The sequence below is a fragment of the Klebsiella sp. 141251 genome (assembly GCF_050600725.1).
Taxonomy (GTDB): Bacteria; Pseudomonadota; Gammaproteobacteria; order Enterobacterales; family Enterobacteriaceae; genus Klebsiella; species Klebsiella aerogenes.
Map to the genome: position 1 here is coordinate 423,617 of NZ_JAQIRG010000001.1, position 19,718 is coordinate 443,334.

Annotated in this window: 21 protein-coding genes and 1 pseudogene; 10 read left to right on the top strand and 12 right to left on the bottom strand. The window is 52.9% G+C overall.

All coding sequences use genetic code 11. From position 1 onward, the window contains the following. Positions 1-1,065 (top strand): sugar ABC transporter substrate-binding protein, encoded by a 1,065-nt coding sequence (locus tag PGR09_RS01970; protein WP_047077896.1) that lies wholly within the window; start codon positions 1-3, stop codon positions 1,063-1,065. A gap of 8 nt (positions 1,066-1,073) precedes the next feature. On the opposite strand, the gene mtnK is transcribed toward PGR09_RS01970, so the two are convergent. After that, the gene (mtnK, locus tag PGR09_RS01975; protein ID WP_315709668.1) at positions 1,074-2,273 is read right to left on the bottom strand and encodes an S-methyl-5-thioribose kinase; all 1,200 of its coding nucleotides are present in this window, start codon (positions 2,271-2,273) and stop codon (positions 1,074-1,076) included. A 104-nt stretch (positions 2,274-2,377) separates the two neighbouring features. Here mtnK and mtnA point away from each other — a divergent pair, with 104 nt between their 5' ends. Beyond that, a complete protein-coding gene (mtnA, locus tag PGR09_RS01980; protein ID WP_213797398.1) occupies positions 2,378-3,403 on the top strand; it encodes an S-methyl-5-thioribose-1-phosphate isomerase in 1,026 nt (341 codons plus the stop codon). A 25-nt stretch (positions 3,404-3,428) separates the two neighbouring features. Next, positions 3,429-4,034 carry a methylthioribulose 1-phosphate dehydratase gene (locus PGR09_RS01985; RefSeq protein ID WP_047050113.1) on the top strand — a complete coding sequence of 202 codons (606 nt, stop codon included), beginning with the start codon at positions 3,429-3,431 and terminating at the stop codon, positions 4,032-4,034. Positions 4,035-4,040: 6 nt separating this feature from the next. Here PGR09_RS01985 and PGR09_RS01990 read toward each other — a convergent pair whose 3' ends face one another. Both PGR09_RS01990 and mtnC read right to left on the bottom strand, forming a co-directional pair. Further along, positions 4,041-4,583: a 1,2-dihydroxy-3-keto-5-methylthiopentene dioxygenase gene (locus PGR09_RS01990; RefSeq protein WP_045392919.1), complete on the bottom strand. Its 543-nt coding sequence runs from the start codon at positions 4,581-4,583 to the stop codon at positions 4,041-4,043. After that, a complete protein-coding gene (gene mtnC, locus PGR09_RS01995; RefSeq protein ID WP_315712727.1) occupies positions 4,580-5,269 on the bottom strand; it encodes an acireductone synthase in 690 nt (229 codons plus the stop codon). The genes PGR09_RS01990 and mtnC overlap by 4 nt, the downstream gene beginning before the upstream one ends. Before the next feature lie 184 nt (positions 5,270-5,453). Here mtnC and PGR09_RS02000 point away from each other — a divergent pair, with 184 nt between their 5' ends. Then, the gene (locus PGR09_RS02000) at positions 5,454-6,599 is read left to right on the top strand and encodes a pyridoxal phosphate-dependent aminotransferase (protein WP_165430692.1); all 1,146 of its coding nucleotides are present in this window, start codon (positions 5,454-5,456) and stop codon (positions 6,597-6,599) included. Here the strand turns inward: PGR09_RS02000 and PGR09_RS02005 are convergent. From PGR09_RS02005 to dsbG, 4 genes and pseudogenes are all read right to left on the bottom strand, one after another. After that, positions 6,600-7,227 (bottom strand): annotated as a pseudogene (locus tag PGR09_RS02005) (IbrB-like domain-containing protein). It abuts the gene before it with no gap. Then, positions 7,212-8,435: a phosphoadenosine phosphosulfate reductase gene (locus tag PGR09_RS02010; RefSeq protein ID WP_430915761.1), complete on the bottom strand. Its 1,224-nt coding sequence runs from the start codon at positions 8,433-8,435 to the stop codon at positions 7,212-7,214. The pseudogene PGR09_RS02005 and the gene PGR09_RS02010 overlap by 16 nt, the downstream one beginning before the upstream one ends. Before the next feature lie 151 nt (positions 8,436-8,586). Then, a complete protein-coding gene (gene citR, locus PGR09_RS02015) occupies positions 8,587-9,489 on the bottom strand; it encodes a DNA-binding transcriptional repressor CitR (protein WP_430915762.1) in 903 nt (300 codons plus the stop codon). 193 nt (positions 9,490-9,682) lie between these two features. Beyond that, positions 9,683-10,435, bottom strand: coding sequence for a thiol:disulfide interchange protein DsbG (gene dsbG / locus PGR09_RS02020; protein ID WP_430915763.1), 753 nt, complete (start codon positions 10,433-10,435; stop codon positions 9,683-9,685). Between the two features lie 402 nt (positions 10,436-10,837). On the opposite strand from dsbG, the gene ahpC reads away from it, so the two are divergent. Further along, complete coding sequence (gene ahpC / locus PGR09_RS02025; RefSeq protein ID WP_004859485.1) at positions 10,838-11,401, top strand: alkyl hydroperoxide reductase subunit C; 564 nt, start codon at positions 10,838-10,840, stop codon at positions 11,399-11,401. Positions 11,402-11,529: 128 nt separating this feature from the next. Next, positions 11,530-13,095: an alkyl hydroperoxide reductase subunit F gene (gene ahpF / locus PGR09_RS02030; RefSeq protein WP_045392939.1), complete on the top strand. Its 1,566-nt coding sequence runs from the start codon at positions 11,530-11,532 to the stop codon at positions 13,093-13,095. Positions 13,096-13,182: 87 nt separating this feature from the next. Here the strand turns inward: ahpF and uspG are convergent, their stop codons facing one another. The 4 genes from uspG to dcuC all read right to left on the bottom strand — a co-directional run bounded on the left by uspG (position 13,183) and on the right by dcuC (position 16,655). Continuing rightward, a complete protein-coding gene (uspG, locus tag PGR09_RS02035; RefSeq protein ID WP_430915764.1) occupies positions 13,183-13,611 on the bottom strand; it encodes a universal stress protein UspG in 429 nt (142 codons plus the stop codon). A gap of 188 nt (positions 13,612-13,799) precedes the next feature. Then, on the bottom strand, positions 13,800-14,210 hold the full coding sequence (gene rnk, locus PGR09_RS02040; RefSeq protein ID WP_015367745.1) for a nucleoside diphosphate kinase regulator: 411 nt from the start codon (positions 14,208-14,210) through the stop codon (positions 13,800-13,802). Between the two features lie 180 nt (positions 14,211-14,390). Next, the gene (gene rna / locus PGR09_RS02045) at positions 14,391-15,188 is read right to left on the bottom strand and encodes a ribonuclease I (RefSeq protein ID WP_047049309.1); all 798 of its coding nucleotides are present in this window, start codon (positions 15,186-15,188) and stop codon (positions 14,391-14,393) included. Between the two features lie 93 nt (positions 15,189-15,281). Next, positions 15,282-16,655: an anaerobic C4-dicarboxylate transporter DcuC gene (gene dcuC, locus PGR09_RS02050; RefSeq protein ID WP_045392945.1), complete on the bottom strand. Its 1,374-nt coding sequence runs from the start codon at positions 16,653-16,655 to the stop codon at positions 15,282-15,284. A gap of 291 nt (positions 16,656-16,946) precedes the next feature. Here dcuC and pagP point away from each other — a divergent pair, with 291 nt between their 5' ends. Both pagP and cspE read left to right on the top strand, forming a co-directional pair. Then, the gene (gene pagP, locus PGR09_RS02055; protein WP_161799856.1) at positions 16,947-17,522 is read left to right on the top strand and encodes a lipid IV(A) palmitoyltransferase PagP; all 576 of its coding nucleotides are present in this window, start codon (positions 16,947-16,949) and stop codon (positions 17,520-17,522) included. 193 nt (positions 17,523-17,715) lie between these two features. Then, entirely contained in the window at positions 17,716-17,925 is a 210-nt protein-coding gene (gene cspE, locus PGR09_RS02060) for a transcription antiterminator/RNA stability regulator CspE (RefSeq protein WP_012542460.1), read from the top strand. A 57-nt stretch (positions 17,926-17,982) separates the two neighbouring features. Here the strand turns inward: cspE and crcB are convergent, their stop codons facing one another. After that, positions 17,983-18,366: a fluoride efflux transporter CrcB gene (crcB, locus tag PGR09_RS02065; RefSeq protein WP_045381622.1), complete on the bottom strand. Its 384-nt coding sequence runs from the start codon at positions 18,364-18,366 to the stop codon at positions 17,983-17,985. A gap of 89 nt (positions 18,367-18,455) precedes the next feature. On the opposite strand from crcB, the gene PGR09_RS02070 reads away from it, so the two are divergent. Next, positions 18,456-19,244, top strand: a complete 789-nt coding sequence (locus PGR09_RS02070) for a deaminated glutathione amidase (protein WP_047049305.1) — start codon at positions 18,456-18,458, stop codon at positions 19,242-19,244. A gap of 138 nt (positions 19,245-19,382) precedes the next feature. Beyond that, positions 19,383-19,589 (top strand): twin-arginine translocase subunit TatE, encoded by a 207-nt coding sequence (gene tatE / locus PGR09_RS02075; RefSeq protein WP_045381457.1) that lies wholly within the window; start codon positions 19,383-19,385, stop codon positions 19,587-19,589. The last annotated feature ends 129 nt before the right edge of the window (positions 19,590-19,718 follow it).

Here is a 19,718-nt window from a genome sequence, read left to right on the forward strand (position 1 = left end):
ATGAAAAAGATAGCACTTTCTCTCATGGCGCTGGGCCTGCTGCAGTCGATGGCAGCGCTGGCGCAGACCCCGACGCCGGTTCCGGCGGCGATCGCTGAGCATAACGGCCCGATCCGCATCGCGGTGATTCGCAATCTCGGTTCTGACGATAACACCACCCAGTTTGTCGCCGGGGCGATTCAGGAAGGTAAAAAACTCGGTTTTAAAGTTAGCACCTTCCTGAGCAACGGCGATGACGCGAAATTCCAGGACTTCGTCAATCAGGCTATTAGCCAGAAATACGACGGTATTATTCTTTCCCAGGGGCGCGATCCCTACTCGACCGCACTGGTGAAAAAAGCGGTCGATGCCGGGATAAAAGTGGCGGTATTCGATACCGCGGTGCAGGGAACTATCCCCGGCGTGACGGTTAGCCAGCAGGATGACGCCTCGTTGACCGAGCTCTCTTTTGGCCAACTGGTAAAAGACTTCAACGGCAAGGCCAACATTATCAAGTTATGGGTGGCAGGATTCCCGCCAATGGAGCGCCGTCAGGCGGCCTACCAGACGCTGCTTAAACAAAATCCGGGGATTAAAGAGCTGGAGTCTATCGGCGCCGTTTCATCCGACGTGCAGGGCGACACCGCCAACAAAGTCGGCGCGATTCTGGCCAAGTATCCCAAAGGTAAAATTGACGCCATCTGGGGCACGTGGGATGCCTTTAGCCAGGGAGCCTATAAAGCACTGAAAGAAAACGGCCGTAGTGAAATCAAACTCTACAGCATCGATATTTCCAATCAGGATTTACAGCTGATGCGGGAAGCTGGTAGTCCGTGGAAGGTTAGCGTGGCGGTAGACCCGAAACTCATCGGCGCCACCAACGTCCGCTTGATCGCCAATAAAATTGCCGGGGAAAGCACCCCGGCTACCTACGATTTCAAGGCGGCGGCGATTCCGCAGGCGCTGCTGGCGGCACAGCCGGGGGCGGTCAACGTGGCATCGCTGGGGAAAGTTATCCCTGGCTGGGGGCAAACCGAAGACTTTATCGCCCCGTGGTTTGCCACGCTGGAAGCCCAACATAAATAATCAAGCGATTAACTGTACTGGCGTACGCGGGCGATAAGTTCGTCCACGCTATCGATACGCTCGGCGATGACGATCAGCGCTTTGCCGAGCGTTATCGCGTGGCGCAGACATTCGTGGCGCATGGCCGAGTCCTGAATCGAATCGATATCGGCGACGTGTGAAAGCCCGACGCTGCGGCGTATCAGTTCGGTACCACAGAATCCAATGGCATCGCACCATACTTTTTTCAGGAATACTGAGGCGTAACCGGGGCAGGCCAGCGCCGCATCGCGGGTTTTCTCCGCCGCCAGCGCCTGGAAACGCTCGCTGAAGGTGTGCCATAAGGTCTGAATATCGTTGAGCCGCTGTTCGCGCGCGGCGGCGGCATCGCGAATGCCGAGATGGCCCGGCAGACCACAGTAGTTAAGCAGCAAGTTGCCAATGGCGGTGCCGACGTCAAAACCGATAGGGCCGAAATAGCCAAATTCGGCATCGATGGCTTTAAGGCTATTTTCAGCGACGAAGATGGAGCCGCTATGAATATCGCCGTGCAGCAGGGCTTCGGCCTGTGAGAAAAAGCGGTGCTTCAGCGCCGCCACCGCCAGCTTAAGCTGAGCGTCCTCACGCAGGGCGGCAACCTCTTCTTCCAGCTCCGCCGGGTAGTTATTGCGCTCGTGGATCTGATACGGATCGTTAAAAAACAGATCCTCGGTGATCTCGCACATTTCGGGATTGATAAACTGCGCCACCTGCGCTTTTTTCTCATGCGGATGGAGATAGAAATCGCTGGTGTGGAACAGCGCCTGCGCCAGGTATTCGCCCAACTGGCGCGCCGCCTGCGGATAGTAGACGTTGCCGATAAGCTCGCCGCGCCAGATACGGTGGTCGGACAGGTCTTCCATTACCATGACCGCCAGGGCGGGATCGAAATGGAGAATTTGTACCGTATGTTGCGGGCTGTGTTGGTAGTGCGCGACCAGGGTCTGCGCTTCGAGGCGCGCGCGGTCAAGGGTCAGCGGCCAGGATTCGCCGACGCAGCGCACATAGGGCAGCGCCTGCTTAACAATAATTCGGCTCACGCCCTGAGCATCGAAAATTTTGAACACCAGATTGAGGTTGCCGTCGCCTACCTCCTGCGCCGACACCAGCTCAGACGGATCGTCGAGCCCGCCAAATTGTTGTGCGTAAGCCACCGCATCGCTGGCCGTGAAGGTATGGTATTGCGACATTGCCTCGATCCTCAAAAGTGCTGAATTAAGCCGTTCAGACGTCTATACATCTGGATTTCATCCTGACACAATGTGATACAACAACGCAACAGGGATTTAACGATATGCAGACACTACAGACCACCAGCCTGCGGGTAAGCGAAAATCAGCTTTTTATTCTCGATCAACAGGCATTGCCGCAGGAAAAACGCTGGCTGGCGGCGGATAACGTTGCGCTGCTGGTGGACCATATTCATGCCCTGCGGGTGCGCGGCGCGCCGTTGATCGGTCTTTCCGCCAGCCTGCTGTTGGCGCTGTTAGCCCAGCGCGGTCTTTCCCGCGACGAGCTTGCTCAGGCGCTGGAAACATTGCGTGCGGCGCGGCCGACCGCGGTCAATCTGATGAACAATCTCGATCGGATGAAGCAGGCGCTGGCGCAGGAAAACTATCCGCAGGCGTTGGAGAGCGAAGCGCTGCGCCTGATTGCCGAAGATAAACAGCTGTGCGCCAGTATTGCCGAAGCCGGTAATACATTGGTGACGCCGGGTAGCCGCTTGTTAACCCACTGTAATACCGGCGGTCTGGCGACGGCGGGGGTGGGTACCGCGCTGGGGGTTATCGCCCTGGCCCATGAACAGGGCAAAGTGTCTAACGTCTGGGTCGACGAGACGCGGCCGCTGCTGCAGGGCGGGCGACTGACCGCCTGGGAGCTGGGTGAACTGGGCGTGCCGTATCAGCTGATTACCGACTCCATGGCTGCCAGCCTGATGGCGCAGGGGCAGGTTGATGCGGTATGGGTCGGCGCGGATCGTATCGCCGCCAATGGCGACGTGGCGAACAAAATCGGGACCTATTCGCTGGCGGTGCTGGCTCACTATCATCGCATTCCTTTCTACGTGGCGGCGCCGCAAACCACTCTCGATCGCCACTGCCCGAACGGCGCGGCGATCCCGATTGAACAGCGTGCGGCGCAAGAGGTGACCGGCGTAAAAGGCAGCTTTGGCGCGGTGCAGTGGGCGCCAGAAAACGCGCCGGTTTACAATCCGGCCTTTGACGTGACGCCAGCGTCGTTAATCAGCGGTTGGGTGCTGGATAGCGGCGTGGTTACGCCACAGCAGGTGGCAGACGGTATCTTCGCGCCGGTGGCGTAACGGTTAACCTCGATAAGGAACAATTATGTGGCAAGAGCGACTCGCACAACTGGTGACCACCTGTCACTGGATTGGCGCGAAAGGGTGGGCGCCGGCAACCGGCGGCAATATGTCAGTACGCGAGGATGCGCGCTGGTGTTGGTTAAGTGAATCGGGGCGCGATAAGGGCAGCCTGACCTGCGACGATTTTCTTCAGGTAGATATCCTAAACAATAATGCGCCGTCGGGGCGGAAACCGTCGGCGGAGACCGGGTTGCATACGCTGGTCTATCGTCTGTTTCCGGAAGCGAACGTCGTGCTGCACGTGCATACCGTGCACGCTACGGTGCTCTCACGCCTTGAAACCGGCAATACTCTTCAGCTGCAGGGCTATGAAATGCAAAAAACGCTGAGCGGGCAGCATAGCCATCTCGATAGCGTAGCGGTGGCGATTTTTGATAACGATCAGGATATCGAGGCGCTGGCGGCGCGGATTGAAGCGTATGCCCGTAGTCATCCTTTACGTTATGGATTTTTGATCCGCGGCCACGGTTTAACCTGTTGGGGCAGGGATGTTAGCGAGGCGCGGCGTCAGCTGGAAGGGCTCGAATTCCTTTTCGAATGCGAGCTGCTGCGCCGCCGCTATGCGTAAAGGCGATTAGGGTAAGCGCGGGTAGGCATCGGCGATAGCATCGCCGGTGAACTGCGCTATCCAGCCTTCCGGGTTGTCAAAAATGCGAATGGCGGTGAAATTCGGCTCCGACCCCATATCGAACCAGTGTGGGGTATTCGCCGGAACGGAGATCAGATCGTTCTTTTCGCACAGCACCTGAAAAACTTCATCGCCGATATGCAGGCAAAATAGCCCGGCGCCTTCGACAAAGAAGCGCACTTCATCTTCGCCATGGGTATGCTCATTGAGGAATTTTGCCCGCAGCGCCTCTTTCTGTGGATTATCCGCTCGCAGGCTAATGACATCCCAACTTTGGTAACCCTTTTCAGCGACCAGTTTATCTATCGCGTGTTGATAGGCCGCAATAACGGTTTCAGCGGTTGGCGCCGGGCCCAGGTAGCGATCGGCCTGCCAGCGCTCGAAGCGCACCCCTTTTGCGCTCAATTGCTGCTGGATTTCATCGGCGTTGCTGCTGTGCCAGCGTGGATGGCTGGCGTCGTTAACGGAAAAAATAGTTAATGCGCTCATGAGGGAAGTTGCTCCGGGTCGATGTCGTCAAAACGCTGAACCTGTGGATGATGGCTGGCCGGGTCGCGGTCGCCGCGTACCAGCTGCAGGGTGCGTAAACCTGCCGCTTCGGCGGCGTCCAGTTCCTGATGGATATCAGAGAGGAACAGAATGCTCGCCGGGTTATGCCCCAGTTGTTCGGCGATAGTGCGATAGGATTGAACTTCGCGTTTGGCGCCGACCAGGGTATCGAAATAGCCGCTGAAGAGATGAGTAATATCACCTTCGTCGCTGTAGCCAAATAACAATTTCTGCGCGGCGACCGAGCCTGAGGAATATACATATAAATCAATGCCCATTGCCTTCCATTTCTCCAGCGCCGGGAGAACATCGGGATAAAGATGGCCGGTAAAATCACCGTTCAGATAGCCCTCGCGCCAGATAATGCCCTGCAGCGCTTTCAGCGCCGTCGATTTACGATCCTCGTCCATGAAGCGGAATAGCGTATCGATAAGCTGGGCGGTGCTGGCTTCGGGAGAGGCGATTTCCGTACGCAGATTGTCGAGAATGGTACTGACCGGCTCGACGTACTGCTGCGCGTTGACAAACGCGGCCAGCCGCTCGCGGGCGTAGGGGAATAAGACGTTATGGACGAAGCGAATGTCGCTGGTGGTGCCTTCAATATCGGTCACGATAGCGCGGATCATGGTATCTCCAGAGTGGATAGTGCGCCGTGCTGCCGGTGGCGTCGGTTTGCCGCCTGCCTGCGGCAAGCGAAATAACGTTAGCATTTAGACGTCTAAGCGTCTTGATTGCCAAATACTAACATCGTGTTATAGTGGCTTCAACAACAGCATTACAATCGGAACAAAGAGAATGAGCAATAAGCCACTGATTCCTGAGAGTAAACTCCCTGCATTAGGCACCACCATTTTTACCCAGATGAGCGCGCTGGCGCAGCAGCATCAGGCCATCAATCTATCACAAGGTTTCCCGGATTTTGACGGTCCGCGTTACCTACAGGAACGGTTGGCCTGGCACGTCGCCCAGGGGGCTAACCAGTACGCTCCGATGACCGGCGTAACGGCGCTGCGCGAAGCCATTGCCGATAAAACCGCTGAGCTGTATGGCTATCGCCCGGATGCGAATAGCGATGTCACCGTCACCGCGGGGGCGACCGAAGCGCTGTATGCGGCGATTACCGCGCTGGTGAGGGCGGGTGATGAAGCGATCTGCTTTGACCCGAGCTACGACAGCTACGCGCCGGCGGTAGAGCTTTCCGGCGGGGTGCTGAAACGGATTGCTCTGCAGCCGCCGCATTTCCGCGTTGACTGGCAGCAGTTTGCCGCCACGTTAAGCGACCGCACCCGTTTGGTCATTCTTAATACGCCGCATAACCCGTCCGCCACCGTCTGGCAGCGGGAAGACTTCGCCGCGCTGTGGCAGGCTATCGCCGGACGGGAAATTTACGTTATCAGCGACGAAGTATACGAGCATATCTGTTTTGCTGAGCAGGGGCATGCCAGCGTACTGGCCCATCCGCAGCTGCGGGAGCGGGCTGTGGCGGTTTCTTCTTTCGGTAAAACCTTTCACATGACCGGCTGGAAGGTGGGGTATTGCGTGGCGCCTGCCGCCATCAGCGCCGAGCTGCGTAAAGTGCATCAGTATTTAACCTTTGCCGTTAACACGCCGGCTCAGCTGGCGCTGGCGGATATGCTGCGCGCGCAGCCGGAGCACTACCGCGAGCTGCCAGCGTTTTATCGGCAGCGTCGGGATCTGTTTATCGATGCGCTACGCGATAGCCGGCTGGAGATTTTGCCTTGTGAAGGGACCTACTTCCTGCTGGCCGACTATAGCGCAATCTCTGATCTTGATGACGTCAGCTTCTGTCGCTGGCTGACGACTGAAGTCGGCGTGGCGGCGATCCCGCTGTCGGTATTCTGCGCCGATCCTTTCCCGCATAAGTTGATTCGTCTGTGCTTCGCCAAGCAGCCGGAGACCCTGCTGGCGGCGGCAGACCGTCTGCGTCGGCTGTAGCTATTTTACCGTCCACGCCTGAGAAAATTGACGGTCGCCGAATATCTCGGCCAGACCGTTAATTTGCTTCAGGCGCAGCACTTCATCGGCGTCCATCCCCAGCTCTTTACTGATTTTGCTATTGCTCCAGCCGAGATTGGCCAGCTCGCGGACAATTTCCGACATCGCGTGGATCTGATGGCGTCCGCGGGCCCGGTTGTGGCGGATAGTGGCGGCCATCAGGGCATCGCGCGGGTGGCTGTTCGCCGTCAGACAGGTTACCGGCAAATACCCCTTGAGCTGCTTTTTCAGCGACACTTTATTACTGGCCAGTTCGTGGCGGTGAAAACCGTCAACGATGGTATAACGCTTTGGCTTGCTGATGCTGCACTACAATAGGTTGCGTAAAGCCGTTGGCCTCCAGCGAGGTTAGTAACAGCCGCTTTTCCGGTGGTGCAAGATTGTTAGGGTTGTAATCATTGGGAACCACTTCTCCCTCTTTAACCCATAGCACGCAGTCAACCGGCTGGTTGCGAAAAGGACTATGGCGATGCAAAGCCTGGCGAAAGCGGTTTAGTGCGTCGATTTTCTCCTCTTCCGGCAGAGCGGCCAGATACTCTTCTATCTGGGTTATTAGTCGTTGTTGCATAACAGTCCCCATTGTTGGCGTTTTTTACTTATACGCTCACAGTAGTTTTTATAGCGGGTGGCTTTAGTTGGGCTAAAAGAAAGCTGGCGACACCAGTAATCATTATTCAATAACACCTTGCAGACGCGTCGCCACGAAGGGATATCCCGGGTGCCGATGTCGCCCTCCTGGCAATCGGGAATATCGTCCATTCCCTGTTTTTGATACCAATGCAGGTAGACCGCGATTTTGTTGCGATAGTGCTCGGCAGTTGGTCGCGGCATGCTATCCAGCAGAAACAGGGCATAACTCTTCCAGCTGTGGTGCCCGGGTTTATCGAGTTTACGGTGACCATAAAATTTGTTGTCATATCCGGCATAAATACCGCCGCTGTGCACGCCGTTTACGCGCTGGCAAATGGCTGCCCAACGCTCAGGTTCCAGCACGTGATACAGCCAGAGCCCCTGGCGCTGCTCAGGTCCAAAAGGTTCGCAAATCCGCATATAGCGTAGCGGCACTCCGGCCTGATACATCAGATCGTAAAGGGGGTTATAGGTATGGCCGCTTTTGCTAAACCACGTCCAGATATCGGCGGTTTTCCAGTCATAGATCGGATAGATGTACCAGGTATGACCGCCCGGCGCCGAAGTTGTCCATGGCTTGTCGTCGGCAAAGCGCAGTTTGCGCTGCGATGAGATGGTCATAAAACGATTAAGCGACTCATCTGCCCGGATACCCACCATCATCGCCGCCGGGCGGTTTTGCGAAAACCAGTCGGCGAAATCGCGAACGAACTCTTCAAAGCTCATTCCGCTACGATAAAACGGGAAATAGCCGGGATTGGTAATGGCGTCAGCGGGGGGCTGGCGTACCCAGTTGACGCCAGGTTCCCAGCATTGCCACTCCGGCGAAAACTGAGTCAGTGAATTTTGCGTGGTGAGCGGTAGGGCAACCCAATAAAATTTTTCAATAACATCCCGGTATTCGGCGCGGATATTTTCGCAATGCTGGATGGTACAGGAAAATTGCGCCTCCCAATCGATAAACAGCACGCTGAATTTTTTACCCATTTGCCGGGCGCAAAGCGCCGTCAGGTGCAGCATGGTGGTGGAGTCTTTTCCGCCGGAGAAAGAGATGCAGATGCGTGAAAAATTTTCTAATACCCACTGTATCCGCTGCTGGCTAGCCTGAAGAACGGACTCGGGTAATGGAATTTTTATTAATGACATTACCATTAATCCTTTAATGTGATAGGTACGCTTTTTCAGGTAGTGTAGAACACATTAATGGTAAGGTTAATATGAAATAGTAATGTTTTAAGCTAGGTCAATGTAATTCACACAAACATATTCACTTTGTGAATATGTTTGAAATGACAAATTAATTAGCTGCGGTACTTAGCGTAATAAATTCGGCGAATTTGGGGTTGTTCAATGATGAACAATTATAAATCATATAGGTTGTTACGGTAGGAATAGGGTGGGGAAGTGAAAGCTCACGAAAATTAAATGAAGCGCTAAAATAATCTATCGCATGCTTAGGTACAAATCCTAGCAGATCGCTCTGATTGATCATGGTTAAAATAGCTATCAGAGAGTTACTGCGAAACGCAATTCTTCTTTCAGGCATTCGTTCGTCGTTATTCTGTTGAAAGGCCTTTAATTTAGGATCTGAAGAAGCGTAAAGCGTAAATCCCTCACGTGAAATAGCTTCATATGAGTTAAGGTGGTCCGCACGGGGGTGACCTTCGCGGCAAACGAGCACAATCTGTAATTCCAGAAAAGGCTGGCAAATCGTACTATGATTTGACAATGGGGTAACGCTATAGATTAAGTCTGCTTTACGGTAGGCCAGAAGATCTTCGACGCTTTCTGGCGACAGAAGAAGATCGCGGTGATCGATTTGCAAGTTAGGATCCATATTTAATCTATTTATTAAATCCATTGTTCCTGGTGATATAAGAAGTTGTGGGCTATAAATAACAAATTTTTTACTTAATTCAGAATGATTGGCAATATTAATCGTTTTTTCTAATTGGTTGAGATTCTGTTCCAAATGATGATGTAAATTCACACCAACGGTCGTCGGAGTTATCCCCTTCCCGGAGCGGACAAATAACGGATCGTTTAATTGATTTCGTAACTTTTGTAGTGATTGACTTACCGCAGAAGGCGTTATAAACAGCGTTTCTGCCGCTTTACTGATGCTAAGGTGTTGATAAATACACTCAAAAATAACCAACAGGTTTAGATCGAATTTTTTTAAATCATAAAGGTTGGCCATGCTTAACGTCCTGTTTATGTTGCGTCGAGGCGAACGGATTACTATTACTTATCGTAATAAATTTGAAGTGATGCCGTGAATTATCATTACTATAGCTAAATATACAATTAACCCCTACTTAATGTATACCAAGCGATCGCTTTCCGCCAGATCCTTTTGTGTCCTTAAGCTTCTGGCGGAAATGCGTTATTTTTTACTGCTGCTTTTCACCCATCATCACCTGCAGTTTCTCTTTATCGGGTAATCCCACCACCTGCTGTAGCATGCTGTCTTTATTCATATAGTAAATAGCCGGGGTGGCGTTAGCGCCGAGGTCATCCATCAACTGCTGATTGATATTTAGCGTCCTCATCAAGTCCGCAGGGATATCTGCCGGGACGTTGAGCTTCATTTTGCCGTTGGACTGTTCGTAATCATGCCAGGTTTGCGCCGGGTTTTTGCTTGCCAGAATCGCTGCCGCGGTGGCCGGGCTCTCAGGTTTTATCACGCCGACCAATAAGGTACGCAGTTGCACCTTACCGGATTCAACCCACGGCCGCGCCTGTTGCCAGAACTGTTTACAATAAGGACAGAAAGGGTCGGCAAACACATAAAGGACGATGGGGGCCTCTTTTTTGCCTTCCAGCAGCCAGTTAGCGGACTCGAGTTTTTTCCACATCGCCTGTCCCGCCGGGGTATAGAGCTCTTTCTGGAAAAGCTGTTCGCTCAGATTGTTGCCGTTTTCGTCGTACATGTAGCCGGAAATGGCGTGTTTACCGTCGGGAGTGAGATAAATAGCAACGCCCATATCCTGATACTTCCCGAGCCAGCCTTTGACGCCGCCCGGCGCCTCAAAGGGCTTAATGATAGTAATACCCTGTTTCTCTATTGCTTTTACGGGGGCGGGGAGGTCTTTGGCATAGCTACATAACGGCAGCAGGCTCAGGAAAAGTAGTCGTTTTAACATGAGTATTCCTTTTAAATCAGAAGATAATGCGAAGTAGTGGTCAAACCTATCGCAGTCATAGATAAGACCTGCCGGGCGTTTGGTTGCCCTTTAGTTCGGCGAATGATGTAATCACTCATGCTGTTACATTAAGGTGTAGAGCGCAACATATTGCCAGCCATTCTGGCGCTGAAGCTACCTGCGGGTATTTCAGGTAACGGGGCCGCCTGAGAGGGCGGCCTTTTTACTTTCAGCGAAATGAGGCGAAAAACGGAGAAAAACCGCGATCGCGAAGGCAGGTTCACAAAGTTGTCTTGTTACGGTTGTTAGATAACGCTTATTGATTTGATAATGCAAACGCATTGGTCGAGTCAGGAAAAATTCGTTAACTTAGACCTCAACAAAAACACGGAGGAAGTATCGATGTCTTTAATTAATACCAAAATCAAACCTTTCAAAAACCAGGCATTCAAAAACGGTGAATTCATCGAAGTTACCGAAAAAGATACTGAAGGCCGCTGGAGCGTCTTCTTCTTCTACCCGGCTGACTTCACTTTCGTTTGCCCGACCGAGCTGGGCGACGTGGCTGACCATTACGAAGAGCTGCAGAAACTGGGCGTAGACGTGTACTCTGTATCTACCGACACCCACTTCACCCACAAAGCGTGGCACAGCAGCTCTGACACCATCGCTAAAATCAAATACGCGATGATCGGCGACCCGACTGGCGCCCTGACCCGTAACTTCGACAACATGCGTGAAGATGAAGGTCTGGCTGACCGCGCGACCTTCGTCGTTGACCCGCAGGGTATCATCCAGGCAATCGAAGTTACCGCTGAAGGTATCGGCCGTGATGCGTCTGACCTGCTGCGTAAAATCAAGGCTGCTCAGTACGTTGCTTCCCACCCAGGCGAAGTGTGCCCGGCTAAGTGGAAAGAAGGTGAAGCGACTCTGGCTCCTTCTTTAGATCTGGTTGGTAAGATCTAATTCGTTTTATTCCCGCTAATCAACGGGCGTACCCGCGCCCGTTTTATTCCAACACCATGATGCAAGCGCATTCAGGCTGCCCGATAAAGGCCGCTTGCATGATGATGTTTTAAGCCCAGGAGATAAAAATGCTCGACACCAACATGAAAACCCAGCTCAAGGCCTATCTTGAGAAGCTGACCAAACCTGTTGAGCTGATTGCCACGCTGGATGACAGCGCTAAATCGGCAGAGATCAAGGAACTGTTGGCTGAAATCGCTGAACTGTCAGACAAAGTCACCTTTAAAGAAGACAACACGCTGGCGGTACGTAAGCCATCGTTCCTGATTACTAATCCAGGCTCTAACCAGGGGCCGCGTTTCGCAGGTTCTCCTCTGGGACATGAATTCACCTCATTAGTGCTGGCGCTGCTGTGGACCGGCGGTCATCCGTCGAAAGAAGCCCAGTCGCTGCTCGAGCAGATCCGCAATCTTGACGGTGATTTTGAATTTGAGACCTACTACTCGCTCTCTTGCCACAACTGTCCGGACGTGGTGCAGGCGTTGAACCTGATGGCGGTGCTTAACCCACGCATCAAACACACGGCGATTGATGGCGGAACCTTCCAGAATGAAATCACTGAACGCAACGTGATGGGTGTTCCGGCGGTGTTTGTGAATGGTCAGGAATTTGGTCAAGGCCGTATGACGCTGACTGAAATCGTTGCCAAAGTGGATACCGGCGCGGAAAAACGTGCGGCGGAAGAGCTGAACAAACGTGATGCTTATGACGTTTTGATTGTTGGTTCCGGCCCGTCTGGTGCCGCGGCGGCTGTTTACTCCGCGCGTAAAGGCATTCGTACCGGCCTGATGGGCGAACGTTTCGGCGGTCAGGTGCTGGATACCGTAGATATCGAAAACTATATTTCCGTACCGAAAACCGAAGGTCAAAAGTTGGCCGGCGCGCTGAAAGCGCACGTCAGTGAATATGATGTTGATGTGATTGATTCACAAAGCGCGGCAAAACTGATCCCGGCAGCTGTCGAAGGCGGCCTGCATCAGATTGAAACCGCCTCCGGCGCGGTGCTGAAAGCGCGCAGCGTGATCATCGCAACGGGCGCTAAATGGCGTAACATGAACGTCCCGGGTGAAGACCAATACCGGACTAAAGGCGTAACCTACTGCCCGCACTGTGACGGCCCGCTGTTTAAAGGTAAACGCGTGGCGGTGATTGGCGGCGGTAACTCCGGCGTTGAAGCGGCGATCGATCTGGCGGGCGTCGTTGAACACGTAACGCTACTGGAATTCGCACCAGAAATGAAAGCCGACCAGGTGCTGCAGGACAAAGTACGCAGCCTGAAAAATGTCGATATTATTCTCAACGCCCAGACCACCGAAGTGGTTGGCGATGGCAGTAAGGTGACGGGGCTGCAGTACCGCGACCGCGTCAGCGGCGATGAGCATCATGTCGCGTTAGCCGGTATTTTTGTCCAGATCGGTTTGTTGCCGAATACCAACTGGCTGGAAGGTACGGTTGAGCGTAACCGCATGGGTGAAATCATCATTGATGCCAAATGTGAAACCAACGTGAAAGGCGTGTTTGCGGCCGGCGACTGTACTACCGTGCCGTACAAACAAATTATTATCGCCACTGGCGAAGGCGCGAAAGCTTCTTTGAGCTCATTCGATTATCTGATTCGCACCAAAACCGCATAATCATAAAAAGTTGTAAGACATTCCCTGCACACAGCAAAGAGGCGACCTTGTGGTCGCCTCTTTTTTTTTGCTTATTTCACCGTTCCGTTATCTCACGACCATTACCGGAATATGCGCATGACGGATGACGCTTGAGGCGTTTGAACCCAGCAAATGGGTGCTGATCGACGGATTGCGTGAGCCAATCACCACTACGTCAGCTTTTATTTCATTGGCCAGTTCATTAACCATATCGCGGACATTGCCGAAACGCACATGGCTCTTAATACGAGAGGGGGCGATGCTAAAATGGCCGACCATGGTCTGTAAGCGGGTCTCCGCTTCATGCTGCAGATGCTCTTCAAAGCGGCGCAGATCGGCAGTAAAACGGCTCATGGTGAAACTCGATGAACCGGGTAACACGTGAAGCAAATGAATAATGCCGTCCTGTTGGGCGAGAAACTCTGCATGGCGGACAGCCTTGTCGCTCAGCTCCATTTCAAAGACATCAACCGGCATAATGATAGTTTTATACATATGCATTTCTCCTTGTTTGTCTGTTTCTATATCAACATATTATACAAGGATAATGTGGCATTCAGGTCGCAAAACTGTATGCCCCGTCACGGGATGAGGTAAAAATTTGTCATAGCGGGAGGGAAACAGAAAGAGGATGGCGAGGCATCCTCTGAATAAAGCGTCAAACGCCTCAGGCAGCGGGAAACTTAGCGATGGAATTCGCCTGCGGCTTCCGGCTGGTACAACAATTCCAGTACTTCCAGGTGTGCCGATGCGCCACCGGGTAACTCCCAGTGAATGGAGGTGCCGACTTTCAGCCCAAGCAGCGCCGCGCCAACCGGCGCCAGAACGGAAAGCTGAGTGGCGCTATCGGTCGCCTGAGCCGGGAAGACCAGGGTCCGCACGCGCTCTTCACCGCTGGTTAAATCGCGGAAGCGGACTTTGCTGTTCATGCTCACGACATCGTGCGGCATCGCTTCCGGCGCCAACATTTGCGCGCGATCCAGTTCGTCGTTCAGGGCATCGGCGACCGGCGAATTCGCGTAAGCCGGTTGCTCAAGCAGTCTATCGATACGTTCAGCATCGAATTCATTAATAATGATTGCGGGTCTGGTCATTGCATACTCCATGTTATCCAGGAACCTTTTCCGTAAAAGAAAACCCTCGCCGAAAGGGGCAAGGGTTAATGTCCCTTCATCATACTGAGACTTGCCTGATGTTTGAAGTGATTAAGCGCACATTCAGCGCATCGTGAGCAAAAGCAGATGAAGTGGACGATAAGATGGCTGGTCCTGCTATCAAGAACCCACTTTATCCAGCACAAACTGCTTCCCACAGTTGCCCGGATGCGGCTGAGGCAGGAACGAATCTGCGCCCAACGGGGCATTGATAGCGCCAGCTTTAATGGAAATTTGCATTTCCGTTAAATAAGCCGGGTTGCCGTCGCAGGTTAATTTAAAGGCTTTGACGTTTTGCGCGCCATACGCTTTGGCGACGGCGGCATCAAAATCGCTACGGCTAACGGTTTGTCCGTAGTGCTTCGCCAGGAAATCACCGATTGCGCTTTGCTTCACTTCGCCATTCAGGCGCACCATCGTGCCGAAGTAGTTATCCGGATCGAAGCCGAAACAGACGCCATGCTTGGCATACTCATAGCGTTCCAGACAAGAGTTCCCGCCGGAACCCGGCATCACGCTGTTCAGCTTATTCGCCATTTCCAGCGACAGCCCGGTTTCCGCCGCCTGGCATTTACGCCCGGCTTTGACTTCCGGCATATTGGGGATAGGGCGCGTCGCGCAGCCATAGCGCATCCAGCGGCGCTCGTCGACGCCGCGCGAGGCGATCGACTTCGGCAGGCCCGGCCACAGGCCATGTACCGTCAGAAAATCGGCTTTATTACGTTCGTCCTGCTGTAGCCGACACTCCTCAGGCTCATTACGGTTACTATCCAGCATGCTTTGACAAAAACCGGTTTGCCAGGACAGTGCCAGCACGTAACGATCGAAATCACCGTATTTCGTCGCGGTAAGCGGTTCTGCGCCAACCTGCGTTGCGCCGAGTAAAAGGGCAATGGCGACGACATCCTTCCTGAACATTTTTATTCCTGATAGTGGGAGATGATTAATTGCTGGGATTTATTAAAGCATAAAAAAGGCGCCTGCTGGCGCCTTTTCAGTATGGTTTGTGGTTTATTGAATCGCGGCGCCGGGGACCAGAATCTCGGTGGCGATGATCACCACCAACAGACCGACGATAACGGGAACCGAGGTGCGTTTAACGACTTCGAACGGAGAAATCTTCGCCATTCCCGCCACCGCGACCACCACGCCGGAAACCGGTGAAATAGTGCGGCCCAGATTCGACGCCTGCAGCATAGGGATCGACAGGTAGGCCGGGTTGATGCCGGAAGAGTGGGCAAGTTTCGGGATCATCTCAACGAAGGCGTAAAACGGCGCGTTGCCGGAACCGGTGGTCATCGCTGCCAGCATGGTCAGGATCACCAGCACCAGCATCAGAATGATACTGGCGGAACCGAACGAGGTGGCTATGGAGATAAGACCGTCGATAAAACCGATAGTGCTCAGCCCCTGGGCAAATACGCCCGCCGCGACCAATAGCATGACGACGCTGGCGAAGGCGTCAGCCATGCCGCGATAGGCGGCCTCCAGCCCGGCGAAGACCTTTTTTGTATCGAAACTGCGCAGAAATTCCAGTATCGAAGCCAGTACCATACAGAGCACCAGAATAGTGATGATGTGTAGCTCTGGCCCCCATTTGCCGTCAAAAATCAGCACCCCGATAATTGGCGTGAAAGGCAAAATGGCGTACAGCGCCGGGGCGGTGGTGGTTATCTCATTGACGTCGAGCATCTCGTGTGAGGCGTTCTCTTTTTTATCGAGGTAGCGCTGCCAGAAGAAGTGAGCGATAGCCATACAGACGATAGCGGCAATCGAGATAGGTAAAGTGGTTTTGAAAGCGAAATCTATCAGCGGCATTTCGGCAGCTTTGGCGGCCAGCACGACGTCACCGGAGGTCGGCGACAGGATCAACGCGGCAGGGGAGGCGCAAATCGCCGCCGCGGCGCCGCGGCTAATGCCGACGTTGACCATTACCGGGAACAGCGTCGCCATCAGCAGCACGCCGAGGCCGGTCGCCGAGGAGACCGCCAGCGACATCAGACAGGCGAGGAAGTAGGCGGCAATCATCAACAGATAAGGCGAGTTAATATATCGCAGCGGTTTAGAGGCCAGTTTAACCACCATATCGTTAGCGCCGATATGGGTCATGTAGGTAGCGAAACCGCAGAGCATCATTATCATCATGCCGAGGTCGCCGCCGCGGCTCATGAGCAGTATTTTAATATACTCAAAGATATCGGTCGCGGTATAACCCGTGCTGGCGGCGCTAGCCGGGAGAACCTTATGCCCCATGATGGCGCTGGCGATAAGCAAGATTAAACCGCCGACAAACAGCACGCCTGTCGCAGAATAGCCTTTTATAATGTAGCGGGCGACGCCCACAATAACCACGACCCCGATAAGGATCTCAACAAGCGTAAGCATACTTTACCCCTAAGCCATTAACCCAAAGAATCTGCTGATATCTAAAGCACTACAAAAATTAAGTGAGGGAATGTGCCCAAAAAACGGGCAGAACTTGCTGACCCAAATCAATAAAATACTGAGAATTGACTAATCGGAACCCGTGGCGCGGCTAACATCACAAAAGTCGTCTACCAGAGTGAAGTTTTTGCCACGGCGCAATTCAGGATTTTACCTTATTCCGTTAACAGTCTATTAAGATTACATTTGTTACTTTACTTCGTTTTTAAAATTGAAATCGGTAATAGAGAAGTGTTGAAACTACGCCAATTTGCATTGTTTATTGTCGCGCTGTCCGGCCTGTTGCTGTCGTCCGGCTATGCTAACGCTTCGTTCTCGTCAACGATCCGTGATGGCTACAATACGCTGACGGACAATGTCGCACAAACCTGGAACGAGCCTGAGCACTACGATCTGTACGTTCCGGCGATCACCTGGCACGCCCGCTTTGCCTATGACAAAGAGAAAACCGACAAGTATAACGAACGTCCGTGGGGCGCGGGTTTTGGCATGTCGCGTTGGGACGATAAAGGTAACTGGCACGGCCTGTATCTGATGGCGTTTAAAGATTCCTTTAATAAGTGGGAGCCGATTGGCGGCTATGGCTGGGAGAAAACCTGGCGTCCGCTAGCCGATGACAACTTCCACCTTGGCCTTGGTTACACCCTTGGCGTAACGGCGCGCGACAACTGGAACTATATCCCGATCCCGGTGGTGCTGCCCCTGGCCTCGATTGGCTACGGTCCGGCGACGTTCCAGATGACCTACATCCCCGGTACTTATAACAACGGCAACGTTTATTTTGCCTGGGCGCGCATACAGTTTTAATCGTTATAACGTAGTGACAAAAGTGATAAGTTCTTTGTCTTGTTGAAAAACAATGACTAACGTAACTGTCGGCTATAAAGATAGAGACTTTTATCACTTTTTAAGAAAGTTACGCTGGACAAAAGGCATCACAATTGATGTACTGGTATCCGACACAGCATTAGTGTCGTTTTTTAATTTAAAGGTAATTTTGATGTCTAAGATTAAAGGTAACGTTAAGTGGTTTAATGAGTCCAAAGGATTCGGTTTCATTACTCCGGAAGATGGCAGCAAAGATGTATTCGTACACTTCTCTGCAATCCAGTCCAACGGTTTCAAAACTCTGGCTGAAGGTCAGCGCGTAGAGTTCGAAATCACTAACGGTGCCAAAGGCCCTTCTGCTGCAAACGTAATGGCTATCTAACCAACACGTCAGTAGAATATAAAAACCCGCTCATAGCGGGTTTTTTTTTGCCTGACGTTAACGGGCGGCTGACTGTGAAAACAGCCAGAATGCCGTCGCGGTCATGGCGAAAGAACCAAGTAGGTTGACGAGAACGTTTAGCAACGCCCAGCTGAAACGTCCCTGCTGGAGCAGAAACACGACCTCCGCGGAAAAGGTGGAGAAGGTCGTCAGGCCACCGCAGAAGCCGGTGGTAATAAGCAGTTTCCACATCGGATCAACATGCGTCAGGCGATTGAACCACGCCAACCCGGCGCCGATTATAAATGCGCCCAGCAGGTTAGCGACTAGCGTGCCAATGGGAATTGCATGATGCATTGGGTTAAATTTCATGCCCAGCCACCAGCGCAACACGCTGCCGGTTCCGCCGCCAACAAAAACGGCTAAAAGGAGTTGTAACACGGTCATTTCCTGCTATTTGGTTAGGTAGAGGGTCGAGTGTAGCGCGACAAAGGCGTTTTTGGCTATGGATTCGCAAGTGGGAGAAAGAGATGCGGGTAGCAGCAGGGCAATTCGCCGTCACGGCGCAGTGGCAAACTAATGCGCAGATCTGCGTTGAGCTGATGCGTCAGGCGGCAGACTGCGGCGCTTCGTTACTGGTCTTGCCTGAGGCGTTACTGGCGCGGGCCGATAACGATCCGGATATGTCGGTAAAATCAGCGCAGGCGCTGGACGGCGGTTTCATGCAGCAACTGCTGGCCGAAAGCCGGCGTAATGACTTAACCACGATATTAACGCTGCACGTGCCCTCTGCTGAAGGGCGCGCGAGCAATACGCTGGTGGCGATATGCCGAGGGGCAATTTGCGCACAATACCAGAAGCTCCATTTGTACGATGCGTTTAATATGCAGGAGTCACGGCTGGTGGATGCCGGTGAGCAAATCCCTCCTTTAATAGAGGTAAATGGGATGCGAATCGGCTTAATGACCTGCTACGATTTACGCTTTCCCGAATTAGCGCTATCGTTAGCGTTACAGGGGGCCGATGTCCTGGTGCTGCCGACCGCCTGGGTTCGCGGGCCTATGAAGGAACATCACTGGGCGACGCTGCTGGCGGCAAGGGCGCTGGATACTACCTGCTATATTATTGCGGCAGGCGAGTGCGGAACGCGTAATATCGGCCAGAGCCGGATTATCGATCCGCTCGGTACCACTATTGCTGGCGCCGCCGCTCAACCGCAGCTGATTTTTGCTGAGATATCCGCAGATTATATTCGTCAGGTGCGTGAGAGTTTGCCGGTGCTGCGTAATCGCAGATTTGCGCCACCGCAATTATTGTGACGTTTTTTTAAACAAGGCTTGATTCACCTTGTTACAGATTGCTATTGTGTCGGCGCGTCAAATAGCCGTTAATTGTATGCGTATATGTGTATGATGGCGTATTCGCAGCTTGAGCTTGTATAGAGAAGAAGGTTAGCTATGGGTGAGATTAGTATTACCAAACTGCTGGTAGTCGCAGCGCTGATTATTTTAGTGTTTGGTACCAAAAAATTACGCACGCTGGGTGGAGACCTGGGTTCGGCTATCAAAGGCTTCAAGAAAGCCATGAATGATGACGATGACAGTGCCAAAAAGACCAGCGCTGAGGAAGAAGCGCCGGCACAGAAACTCTCTCATAAAGAGTAATTAATCACGGGCTCCCGATGAACGGGGGCGCGTCGCGGCCGGGTGTGAAGCTCTGGCGGCAAAGAGGCGGCAGCGTATTCGTTGTCGCCTTTTTTATTGCCGGTACTCTGGCGATGAAAAGATGAAACG